Source organism: Niastella sp. OAS944 (genome assembly GCA_024809215.1).
In the GTDB taxonomy this organism is placed as follows: Bacteria; Bacteroidota; Bacteroidia; order Chitinophagales; family Chitinophagaceae; genus Niastella.
Genome location: JANUBW010000001.1, coordinates 2,031,844 through 2,044,824 on the forward strand (window position 1 = coordinate 2,031,844; position 12,981 = coordinate 2,044,824).

Here is a 12,981-nt window from a genome sequence, read left to right on the forward strand (position 1 = left end):
TGCCCATTGCCTATTGTCCATTGCCTATTAATATCTCTGCTATATTGATGAAGCCCCCACTTATCGTAAAGGAAACTTCACACCCAATCCCGCTCCCCAGTTGTTCAAATTATCAACCCCACTCACATTGTATGGCATATAGTTATAGGCGCCAAATACATGTATGCCCGCCGGGCCTTCTTTCCTGAATGGAATAAATAAACCCGCCTCGGGCCGGGCAGCAAATTTAAAACTACTCTTGCTGTTGTCAAATTCACCCAGCCATTGCTCATACACTATCATGTTTCCGCCCAAACCTACGCCCACATAGGGTTGAACCGTTTTGCCCGGCAAAAATCGGTACTGCACCTGGGCCAGCAACGGAATGGTTTGTATTGAATTCGTTAACACGGCCGATACCTCCCCTCCTTCTTCCAGCTTATACACGGCGCGGGGATATTTTTGGTAGAAATCCTGAAAACCAAAACCCAACCCTACCGACCAGTTACTGGTAACATTGTACATCAGGTTGGCCGTCCACCCGCGGCTTGAAGTTTTATCAACCACATCGGTTTTAAACGAACCCGATGGTATACCTACGGCATAGTTCAGGTCAAGTTGTAAGGTCCTTTCCTGCGCATTGGCGCCAAACGGTACAGCTGTTAAAAGCAACATACTCACTATCAATAACATGCCTATACTCAACTGCGTTTTCATATCTGTAAGCTTTTAATGTTCCTTAATAAAAACTAGTTACTCACCTTGAAATAGGTGCTTTGATCAAAAAGCGCTTTCACGCCATTGTTACCGGCCGCCACGCTAAACACGCCCGTACCCCGTACAAGGCCGTTCCACACACTGCTTATCTTATTGGTTTGTTTGGCATCGCGCAGGTTAAAAATGTCAATGGACATAGCCCCTTCGGTAATGGAATAGGTACCTAAGTAATAGGATGGGAAATAATACCCGTAACCGCCATACCCCCAGTAATAGGGGTCCCAGTACGAACCATAATAGGGGTCCCAATAGGAGCCATAATCAAAAACGCCGGTTGAAGTATTGTAAATACGGCTGATGTTTATGCCCAGGTCGGGGTTTTGGTCGCGGCCTACCAACGTATAGCCACGTTGCACCATTTGGTCTTTAACGGTGTTGATGTAAGCGGCATCAACATCGGTCTTCACCTTCCCTTCTAACCGGTTGTTGTTAATAACGGCCACCGAATCGGCTATGCTAAACGTTCGGAACGAACTGAAATTCACCGAGTCGGAATGTTTGGTAATGTAAATCTGTCCTTCGTCGCCTTCAAGGTTTTTAACGGCATCTTTACGGCAGCTGGTAAAAGCCAGCATACCCGAGGCCACTAACACTGCAATTACTGTCTTCTTCATAACTAACTGGTTTTAACATCCTGAATATAAGTAGGGAACAAGCGCAATGCCTGAATGTTTGCAATTCGCATTCCTTAACAGGCTTGTAACATGTTACAAAATTTTGAATACGTCCTTAGACTGTTACCAACAAACGGGGGTTTAATTAAAACCTCATTAATACCTCGTTCGCATCAAGTCCGTACCAAGTCCGTACCATCTCCGTACCAAGTCCGTGCTAAGTACGGTCTTGGTACGCTGTTCGTATGCTTTTCTTACTTAGAAAAGGCGAAGGAGGTACGAACCAGGGAGCCTGTTACCCGTTACCAGGTTCCGGTTGCCGGAGCCCGATTTTAAAACCTACCTATTAAATGCTGTCAGATATATTTTGGGAAAAGGGGCGTACTGAAAAAAGAAGCAATAACGGAAACCCAGCTCTGCCGCACTAAAAGCCCGGAAACAGGGAACTGGTAACCGGTACCTTAACCTGCAACTTGGAACTTGAAACCTGAAACCTGTATTTTTGCCTCATTAAAGGAACTGTAGACATATTAGCCAATCCCATTGAGTACCTGAAGGGTGTGGGGCCGCAACGGGCCGATCTGCTCAAAAAAGAGCTGAACATATACACCTTCAAGGACATGCTCGAACTGGTGCCCTACCGTCACATTGATAAAACCAGGGTGAACCAGGTGCGCGACATTACGCCGCAAACCGATTTCATTCAAATAAAGGGGGTGATAAGAAGTTTTGGTATTGTAGGTGAGAAAAGGGCAAAACGCCTGGTGGCCGAAATATTCGATGGCACGGGTACCCTTGAGCTTATTTGGTTTCAGGGTATTACCTATATACAAAAATCGCTGGCCCTGGGCCAGGCTTTCCTGGTATATGGGAAGGTGAGCTTTTTTCAGGGTAAACCTCAGATCACACACCCCGAAATGGAGACCTACAGCCGGGAAAAGATGGAAGGCAAAAGCACGCTGGAACCGGTGTACCCCAGCACCGAAAAATTAAAGGCCCGGGGAATGGGCGGCCGCCAGTTGGGTGTTTTTACCGAAACCCTGGTTAAAATGTTACAGGAAAACAACATTCCTGAAATACTGCCCGATTCAATATTGCAGCACCTGCAACTAATGCCCCGCTACAAGGCTTTTACAAGCATGCATTTCCCCCCCGACCCGCAAACCTGGGAAAAAGCCATTGACCGGCTTAAATTCGAAGAGTTTTTCATAGCACAACTGCGTATGGGCCTGCTGCGGCAGCAACGGCACCGCTATTCACGCGGCGTAGTATTTAGCCAGGTAGGCGAAATTTTCAACACCTTTTACGAAAAGCACCTGCCCTTTCAATTGACCGGCGCACAAAAAAGAGTTATAAAAGAGATCAGGCGCGATACAGGCAGCGGCAAACAAATGAACCGGCTGTTGCAGGGTGATGTAGGTAGTGGTAAAACCATTGTAGCCTTATTGGTGCTGCTACTGGCTATTGATAACGGTTACCAGGGCTGTTTACTGGCGCCTACCGAAATTCTTACCCAGCAGCATTACAATAATATCAGCGGTTTGCTAAAGGAACTCCCGGTAAAAGTTCGCATACTAACCGGTTCTACCAAAACAAAGGAGCGAAAAGAAATACTGCAGCAGCTGGAAGATGGTACCATACATTTTGTAGTGGGTACCCATGCCCTGCTCGAAGATTCGGTGAAGTTCAAGAACCTGGGGCTGGCCATTGTTGATGAGCAGCACCGGTTTGGCGTGGCACAGCGGGCCAAATTATGGCAAAAAGCTGTGGTTCCGCCCCATGTGCTGGTAATGACGGCCACACCTATTCCGCGTACCCTGGCCATGACGGCTTACGGCGATTTAGACACAAGCATAATTGACGAGCTGCCACCCAACCGTAAGCCTATATTAACCGTACATCGTAATGACGACAAGCGCAGTGAGGTAATGAGCTTTATAAAGGCTGAAATTGTAAAGGGCCGGCAGGCATATATCATCTTTCCGCTCATTGAAGAATCGGAGAAACTTGATTATGAAAACCTGATGAAGGGATACGAAAATGTGCAGGCCTATTTTCCGGAACCTAAGTATTGGATCAGTATGGTGCACGGGCGGCAAACTGCCGATGTGCGTACCACCAACATGCAACGTTTTAAGGCCAATGATACTCAGATCATGGTAGGAACAACGGTGATAGAGGTGGGGGTTGATGTACCCAATGCAAGCGTAATGGTAATTGAGAATGCCGAGAAATTCGGGCTCTCGCAATTACACCAGTTACGGGGCCGCGTTGGGCGGGGGGCCGAAAAAAGCTTCTGCATACTTTTATCTGGTTCAAAACTGAACAATGATGCCCGCGAAAGGTTAAAGATCATGTGTGCTACGAACGACGGTTTTAAAATAGCAGAAAAAGATCTTGAGCTCAGAGGCCCCGGCGATATTGAGGGTACCAGGCAAAGCGGTGCATTGAATTTTAAACTGGCCAGCATTGTTCAGGATAAGAAGTGGCTCGAAATTGCCCGCGAAATGGCCGAACGATTGCTGGATGAAGATCCTGACCTAACCTCGGCAAACAATTTGCAGCTTAAAAATCACCTGCAATCGCTAACAGGTAAAACTGCCTGGAGCAAGATCTCGTAGGTTTCTGTATATAAAACCAATTCTGCTTATTCACATAGTTTACAATTTGAATTTGGGTTCGTAAATTGTAAATACCTAACTGCTTACTAAGAAATAAGGTCTGTTATAAAAGTAACAGATACTTTTTAATTATTCCATCTCCTGCTATTTATACATACGCTGCAAGGGCTTAATATCTGATTAATATTAACCACGCAGGTAAGAACAGAATAGAATAAACGTTATATTATATTAAATTGAAAATCGATAGGAATTGGGCAGATTTAGTTTGATCATACTTCTTCTTACCGTTACAGCTCTTGATTCGCTTGCTCAAGAGGGGCCGTCTACTTTTGAATTTACCGAGAATAAAGGCCAGTGGGAAAGTAAAATAAAATTTAAAGGTGAACTGCCTGCGGGTGATTTCTATTTGCATGCAAACGGTTTTACCGTAGTGCAGCACAACCCGGGCGACCTCCTTAAATTTTTTCAACGCCAACATGGCGAGGTAAACGACAAAACTGTTTCGGCCAAAAGCAATGCCCGCACCAGCGATCCCGAGGGCGCTCATATTGGAAAACCGGGCAACGGTAACGGCACCCCAACCTATCCTAATTACACCATTCGCTCACACGCCTACCAAATGCAATTCGTTGGCGCCAGCGACAACCCGCAAATTTCGCCCGATAAACCACTCTCCACCTACAGCAATTACTTCATTGGTAACGACCCTTCAAAATGGGCCAGTAATGTGCAGATATACCAGGGCGTGCTGTACAAAAATATTTACCCCAATATTGATGTGCGCTATTTTTCGGAGAACGGGCAGTTGAAATACGATCTTATTGTAAACCCCGGCGGCGATCCCAATAAGATATTGATGCGGTATGAAGGCGCCGATAAATTATCAATAAAGAACCAACAGCTTGTTATTAAAACATCGGTTGGCGAAGTAAAAGAATTATATCCCTATTCTTACCAGTTCGATCAGATCAAAGGCAAACAGGAAACTACCTGTGCCTACGAGCTGGTTGATAAAAACACCGTGCGGTTTAAAGTAGGCAACTATTCAAAAACAAGCACCCTTGTTATTGATCCTGTACTTATATTTTCTTCATTTACCGGCAGCAAGGCTGGTCAATATGGTTTTACCGCCACACCCGGCCCCGATGGGTCGCTGTTCTCGGGCGGTATTGTATTTGGCAGTGGGTTCCCCGTATCGCCGGGTGCTTATCAAACAAGCTACCAGGGCGGTTCGGCCAATGGCGGGGTTGATATAGGTATTTTTAAATTCAGTCCCGATGGCGCACGCCGGGTATATGCTACCTACCTTGGTGCCGAAGGGAACGATTATCCGCATAGTCTTATTAGTGATGCCCAGGGTAACCTGGTGGTTATGGGCAGAACCTATAGCTCGCGCTATCCCGGCACCCTGTTTGGGCCAGGCGGTGGCGCCGATATTTGCGTTACCAAGCTAAATGCAGCCGGTACCGGCATAATAGGTTCCATGCGTTTGGGCGGTAGTGGCGCCGATGGGGTGAATGTTAGCGATATGCAGGAAGGCGGTGCCATCAACCTCACTTCTACCCTACGCTTTTACGGCGACGATTCACGCAGTGAAGTATCGCTCGATAATGGCGGCAACATTGTAATTGCAGCACAAAGCCGGTCAGACAATTTCAAAACAACTCCCGGCGCTTTTCAGCAAACAACAGGCGGCGGCCAGGATGGCGTGGTGGTAAAAATTGACCCTACCTGTAACACCGTTATATGGAGCAGTTATTTGGGCGGCTCAAAAGACGATGGTGCATTTGTTATGGCCGTTAACCCCATCACCAATGACTTGTATGTGGGTGGCGCTACTGCCAGTGATAATTTACCCGGCAACCACGCCGGTGTGTACCAGGGCAGCAACCAGGGTGGCATTACCGATGGTTTTGTGGCACAAATAACCAATAATGGTTCGGCCATCGTTCGCAGTTCGTATATGGGTACCGGTGCGTTTGATGCCGTATACGGTATAAAGTTCGATAAACTGGGCATTCCCTACATTATGGGAATTACCGAAGGCACCTGGCCTATACAAAATGCCCCTTATAATGGTGGTAACTCACGACAGTTTGTTGCAAAATTGCAGCCCGACTTTTCGGGTTTTCAATATTCAACCACATTTGGTAATGGCGCCGGGCGCCCCAATATATCACCGGTAGCTTTTCTGGTTGACCGGTGCGAGAATGTATATATCTCCGGCTGGGGCGGCTGGATCTCGAATAACGGACGCGACCCTTTCAATATGTCGGGCGTGGCCGGTATGCCTACAACGCCCGATGCGTTAAAGACACTTACAGATAATCACGATTTTTATTTTATAGTTATAAAGAAAGATGCAGCCTCCCTGTTGTATGGCTCCTTCTTTGGTCAAACCGGTGGTGAGGGCGAGCACGTAGATGGAGGTACCAGCCGTTTCGATGCGCAGGGTGTTATATACCAGGCTATTTGCGCCAACTGTTTCGGCTCCAACGCAGGGTCCATTTCAGCACCCTACCCCATTACTGCCGGCGTTTGGGGCCCCACGAATGGTACAGGTACTTCAAACTGTAACCTGGCGGCAGCAAAAATAGCGTTCAACTTTGCAGGCGTAGCTGCAGGCCCGCAGTCGTTTTATAACGGTGTAATAGATACCCTGGGTTGTGCGCCCTTTGATGTAGTGCTGAAAGACACCATACTCAATGCAAAAAGTTATGAATGGTCGTTTGGCGATGGCACACCCGATGTAACTACAACAAACAGCGAGGTAGCGCACCAGTTTGCTGCAGTAGGCGACTACCGGGTACGCTTAATTGCCATTGATCCCACTACCTGTAACGAAAGAGATACCGGTTACGTAATCGTGCATGTACGCAGCGACCCGGCCTACCCTGCTTTTACGGCCATAAAACAGCCCCCCTGCCAATCGCTGTTATACGAGTTTACCAACGTCACCAGCTTTCCGCCAAACAAACCATTTAAGCCCGGCAGCTTTACGTGGGATTTTGGCGATGGCACCCGTATAACACCAGGCGACACCATAGTACAGCACTCATTTGCATCGGCAGGTACTTACAAAACGAAATTGATCCTGAATGATACCGCGTATTGTAACTCGCCCGATTCGGCAGTAAAAGATCTGCGCGTATCGCCATTGGTTGATGCAAGGTTCGAAACCCCGGCATCGGGCTGTGCACCCTATACGGCTATCTTCAATAATACATCACTGGCCGGACAAACATTCACCTGGGATTTTGGTGATGGCTCACCCAAATCAACAGAAGTAAACCCGGTGCACGTATACAACAACATAGGCACGTACACAGTACAATTGGTAGCAGTTGATAGCAGCACCTGTAACATTATTGATTCAACAACTTTTGAAATTGGTGTGCATCCGTTGCCTACGGCGGACTTTTCGTTTGCACCGGTTCCGCCCCAAACAAACAGACCAACCATATTCACCAACCTCTCGTCTGGTGGCGCCCGTTATGTGTGGTTGTTTGGCGATGGTGATTCAACCATTAAAACAACAATGGATACCGTTTCACATCAATACAATGCTACCGGCACCTTTAATGCATGCCTTATTACTTTTAACGAATGGGAATGTAGCGATACACTATGCCGGGCGGTAGAAGCTATTATAGATCCGTTGCTCGATGTGCCCAATGCCTTTACACCTGGCCGCTTTGGCCGAAACAGTTATATTTCCGTTGCAGGTTTTGGTATTGCAAAAATGACCTGGAAAATTTATAACCGTTGGGGCACCGTGGTATTTGAGACCAATAACCGAAAAATAGGCTGGGATGGTATGTACAATGGCAAACCCCAGCCAATGGATGTATATGCGTATACGCTCGATGTGGAATTTTCCGACGGAAGAAAGCTAAGGAAGACGGGGGATATTACGTTGATACGGTAGGTATAGTTAACAAGTTAACAGGTTGACGAGTTGACGAGGATTTAATCTGTGCGGCAGATTGAGTAATAGTTGAAAGGTTGATAGAGTTGATAAAGGTGATAGAGGCGCTCTGTGCAGCAGCTTAAGGCTGAACTCCCTTTGGTAATAAAACGTTAAAGACAATTAAAAGCTTTAACGGCATTTAACAAATTGTACTTTTAAGCAGGTGGTTATGAAAAAACTTAATGCAATTAAATCAATGCGGCCCCCTGTGACCCGGGATATAGTAAACCGATTTCTGAAAATCGTGCTGGTGACCTTATCATGTGTTGTAAGTTTTTGCTTTCAGGCATCGGCCCAGGATATGCATTTTTCTCAATGGTTTAATTCCCCGCTCACAACCAATCCCGCTAATACAGGTTTTATACCCGATGCCGATTACCGCATAGGTGTGAATTATCGCAACCAGTGGTCGTCCATCATGAGTGTTCCTTATAAAACCATGAGCATTTGGGGCGATGCCCAGGTGTTCAGAGATCGTATTGAAAGCGGCTGGCTGGGCCTTGGTGGTGTTATACTTCGTGATGTTGCCGGGTCGGGTGGTCTTACTTCTACCAAAATATACGGGTCGGCAGCTTACCATCAAATGCTGGGTGTGGCGCATTTGTTATCACTTGGGTTTAACGTAGGCTGGGCCAATAAAAGGATCAATGTAACCGATCTTAAATTTCCCGATCAGTTCGATGGCAAGTTCTTCGATAGCAACATGCCTACCAGTGTAGTAATAGATGCTCCTAATATTAATTATTTCGATATGCAGGTAGGTCTTAACTACGCTTACTTTCCTACCGACAAACTTTATCTTAACGGCGGTATTTCGGCCTGGCATATAAACAAACCACGTGAGTCGTTCTTTACAACGGCCGATTCATTAAGTGGTTACGATAGCCGTATTGCACCACGTTATAATGCTTTTGTGAACGCCAGTTATAAATTGAACGATCAGGTGATCATAAACCCCATGGCTTACTATAGCACCACTACAAAAACAAATGAACTGGTGGCCGGTGGTAACGTACAATACAATTTATCGGGCGATGGTGAAACACAACTCATAGGTGGTATATATTACCGCGCCGGTGATGCATTTATACCTATGATAGGTTTTGAATGGAAAGCCATTAAGCTTATGTTCACTTACGACGCTACTACTTCATCGTTGAAACAATACAACCAGGGCCGCGGAGCATTTGAATTTGCATTGCTTAGGCATGGGTTCTATAATGAGTATAACGGCGATAGAAGACAATCAATCTGCCCCAGCTTTAAGTATTAGAAATAACGTTAAACCTGTATCCCTTATTCCTTATCATTGCACCTTCGTATTATTACACTTTGAAAACACGCGTTTTGGTTAAGAATATCCTGTTAGCTATAGCCCTGTGCTTTACAGGAGCTGTACGCCTGGCTGCACAAGCCCCTACCGCTTTTGAGTTTACTGAAAACAAGGGGCAATGGGAAAGTGAAGTAAAGTTTAAAGGCGTTTTACCCGCCGGTAGTTTTTTTCTGCAAGAGAACGGTTTTACCATAGTACAGCATAACACAACCGACCTTCGGCAAGTGTACGATGACCATAAGTCTGAAACCAATGGTACCAACGCACGCACTACCACCAGGAATTTACAAACAGAAACAAACACACGGCCCAGCATTCGCTCACATGCATACCGTGTACAATTTGTTGGCGGTGCAACCAATCCGCAAATTGTGCCCGATAAAGTATTATCAGGTTACAGCAACTACATCATAGGCAACGATCCTTCAAAATGGACCAGCAATGTAAAAAGCTGTAAGGCGGTTATTTATAAAAACGTTTACCCCAATATTGACGTACGCTATTACTCCGAAGGCGGCCGGTTGAAATACGATATCATTGTAAACCCCGGTGGCAATGCGAACGATATAGTTATGCAATACGATGGGGCCGATAAGCTATCGATAAAGAACAGTGAACTGGTAATAAAAACAAGCGTGGGCGATGTGCGGGAATTGTATCCATACACTTACCAGTTTGATAAAATACGTGGCAAACAGGAAACTTCCTGCGCTTATAAAATTGAAGGAAAGAACAGGGTGCGGTTTAAAACAGGCGACTATTCAAAAACCAGTACACTGGTAATTGACCCATCTATCATCTTTTCTTCATTTACCGGCAGCACTACCGAGGAATGGGGTTTTACCGCCACACCGGGCCCCGATGGTTCTTTATTTTCGGGCAGTATCTCATTCGGTACCGGCTTTCCGGCCTCACCCGGCGCTTATAAAACCCATTGGACAAATGGTGGTGCTAAGAAGCTGGATATAGGCATCTTTAAATTCAGCCCCGACGGCTCAAAAAGAGAATTTGCCACTTACTTAGGTGGTAATGCCGACGATTTCCCTCACAGTTTATTTTGCGATCCCCAGGGCAACCTGGTTATTTTGGGAAGAACATATTCCTCCAACTACCCCGGTACGCTTATAGGTACAGGCGGCGGTTGCGATATGGTTGTTACAAAACTAAACGCTACGGGTACCGGATTAATAGGTTCATTGCGTATTGGCGGCGGTGGCGATGATGGCTTAAATATAGAAGACCAGATGGAGCTGGGCGGCGAAGCTCATCAAATAAACAGGCTGCTGCGGAACTATGGCGACGACTCGCACAGCGAAGTGATACTTGATAAGGACGGTTACATTTATGTTGCCGGGCAATCGCAATCAGATTTTCCAACCACAGCCAATGCTTTTCAAAAAAATAGAAAAGGCGGTCAGGATGGTGTGGTGCTTAAAATAAATCCCGGTTGTACAGCAATAGAATGGAGTACTTTTTTAGGCGGCTCGGGCGATGATGCGGCCTTTGTACTGGCATTGAATCCCGCAACAAAGGATATCTATGTATCTGGCGGCACCATGAGCAGTGACTTACCAGGTACTATTAGCGGTCTTAACAACTCAGTTATAAGCGACCACCTGGTGGGCGGCGCCAACGATATTGACGGGTATGTATCTATTATTTCAAATGATGGCACTACACTGCGACGCAGTATTTACATGGGCACAGGGCAAATAGACATCATTTACGGCATTCAGTTCGACCGGAATAATTATCCATACGTAATGGGTGTAACGCGTGGATCGTGGCCCGTTATAAATGCAGCTTATAGCAATAGCGGCACTAAACAGTTTGTAGTAAAATTACAACCCGATTTGGCCGGCATTCAATATTCCACCGTGTTTGGCAGTGGCGGCAAACCCAATATTTCACCCGTAGCGTTCCTTGTTGACCGTTGTGAGAATGTTTATATCTCCGGCTGGGGTGGCTGGTATGTACCGGCTTCTACCCAACAGGACCCCTATGACCTTGCCGGTACCAGAGGCATGCCTGTAACACCCGATGCATTAAAAACAATTACAGATAACCGCGATTTCTACTTCATTGTATTGAAACGAAATGCCGAGTCATTACTTTACGGTTCCTTCTTTGGTCAGGATGGTGGTTTGGGCGAACACGTTGATGGCGGCACCAGCCGCTTCGATGCGCAGGGCGCTATTTACCAGGCCATATGCGCCAATTGCTACGGCAATATGCGCGATCTGCCTATTACCAAAAACTATCCTGTTACAAACGGCGTATGGTCGCCAACGAATGGCGCCGGCAGCAATGGCTGTAACCTGGGCGCGGTTAAAATACTATTTAACTTTTCCGGCGTAGGTTCGGGCCCCAAAGCTTATTTCAAAGGCTTGTTCGATACGGTGGGTTGCGTACCCTTCACCGTTACACTTAAAGACACCATCCTCGATGCGAAAAGCTATGAATGGAATTTTGGTGATGGCAGCCCCGAACAATACACCACCACGTACGATATAAGCCACAAATTTGAAAAAACAGGCAGCTTTAGAGTACGCCTCATAGCCGTTGACTCTACCAGCTGTAACATTCGCGATACGGCGTATTTGACCATACATGTACGCGACGACCCGGCTAATCTCGCTTATACAATTGCCAAACAACCACCCTGTGAGTCGTTGAAATATGAATTTGTGAACACCTCTACCTTTCCGCCTGGCAAACCATTTAACCCGGCCAGTTTTACCTGGGACTTTGGCGATGGTACCGTTATAACTCCCGGCGACAAAACCATACGGCACTCGTACCAGTCGGCAGGCACTTACATTACCAAACTCTTACTTAACGATACAGCTTATTGTAACTCGCCCGACGTAAAAGACACCACGTTACGGGTATCGCCGCTGGTTGATGCGCGTTTTGAAACACCCGCACAGGGCTGCGCGCCCTACTATGCCGTGTTCAATAATACATCGTTGGCCGGACAAGAATTCTATTGGGATTTTGGTGATAAGACACAATCGCGCGAAGTGAACCCGGTGCATTTTTATCCCAACACAGGCACCTTTACGGTAAAATTGAGGGTTGTAGATACGACCACCTGTAATAAAGTTGACTCCACACAGTTTGATATTACTATATATCCCAAACCTGTAGCCGACTTTTCGTTTGCACCGGTAACGCCCGAGGTGAACAGGCCAACCATCTTTACCAATTTATCGACCGGCGCAGTAAGCTATGAATGGCAATTTGGCGATGAAGAAATAGTTACCAAAAAAAATGCCGATACCGTAAGCCATCAATATAATGCTACCGGTAGTTTTAACGCCTGTTTGGTAGCCTTTTCATTACAGGGGTGTACCGATACTATTTGTAAACCTGTACAGGCATTGATAAATCCCCTGCTCGATGTGCCTAACGCGTTTACACCCGGTCGTTTTGGCCGTAACAGTTATGTAACGGTAACCGGGTTTGGTATTGCTAAAATGACGTGGCGCATTTACAACCGCTGGGGCAAGCTGGTGTTTGAAACGCACGATCGCCGTGCAGGCTGGGATGGCAGCTTAAATGGCCAGCAACAACCTATGGATGTGTATGCGTATACACTTGATGTGGAGTATTTTGATGGTAATAAAGTCAGGAAGACGGGTGATATTACTCTTATAAGATAAGAGTTGACGAGTTGACGAG

General features: G+C 46.4%; 6 protein-coding genes. 4 read left to right on the top strand and 2 right to left on the bottom strand.

What is annotated here, in order from left to right; genetic code table 11:
- Positions 1-60 precede the first annotated feature (60 nt).
- Together GGD38_RS07885 and GGD38_RS07890 are read right to left on the bottom strand one after the other, a co-directional pair.
- Positions 61-696 carry a porin family protein gene (locus tag GGD38_RS07885; RefSeq protein WP_375298555.1) on the bottom strand — a complete coding sequence of 212 codons (636 nt, stop codon included), beginning with the start codon at positions 694-696 and terminating at the stop codon, positions 61-63.
- Positions 697-728: 32 nt separating this feature from the next.
- Positions 729-1,370: a DUF4136 domain-containing protein gene (locus GGD38_RS07890; protein WP_375298554.1), complete on the bottom strand. Its 642-nt coding sequence runs from the start codon at positions 1,368-1,370 to the stop codon at positions 729-731.
- Between the two features lie 542 nt (positions 1,371-1,912).
- Here GGD38_RS07890 and recG point away from each other — a divergent pair.
- The 4 genes from recG to GGD38_RS07910 all read left to right on the top strand — a co-directional run bounded on the left by recG (position 1,913) and on the right by GGD38_RS07910 (position 12,962).
- Positions 1,913-3,991, top strand: coding sequence for an ATP-dependent DNA helicase RecG (gene recG, locus GGD38_RS07895; protein ID WP_375303813.1), 2,079 nt, complete (start codon positions 1,913-1,915; stop codon positions 3,989-3,991).
- A gap of 253 nt (positions 3,992-4,244) precedes the next feature.
- Entirely contained in the window at positions 4,245-7,922 is a 3,678-nt protein-coding gene (locus GGD38_RS07900) for a PKD domain-containing protein (protein WP_375298553.1), read from the top strand.
- Between the two features lie 292 nt (positions 7,923-8,214).
- Positions 8,215-9,237: a PorP/SprF family type IX secretion system membrane protein gene (locus GGD38_RS07905; RefSeq protein ID WP_375298552.1), complete on the top strand. Its 1,023-nt coding sequence runs from the start codon at positions 8,215-8,217 to the stop codon at positions 9,235-9,237.
- 74 nt (positions 9,238-9,311) lie between these two features.
- Positions 9,312-12,962, top strand: a complete 3,651-nt coding sequence (locus tag GGD38_RS07910) for a PKD domain-containing protein (protein WP_375298551.1) — start codon at positions 9,312-9,314, stop codon at positions 12,960-12,962.
- The last annotated feature ends 19 nt before the right edge of the window (positions 12,963-12,981 follow it).

Bases quoted from the DNA above. Each gene is read 5' to 3' on its own strand.
- GGD38_RS07890 (WP_375298554.1), bottom strand. From the start codon at position 1,370: ATGAAGAAGACAGTAATTGCAGTGTTAGTGGCCTCGGGTATGCTGGCT.
- GGD38_RS07885 (WP_375298555.1), bottom strand. From the start codon at position 696: ATGAAAACGCAGTTGAGTATAGGCATGTTATTGATAGTGAGTATGTTG.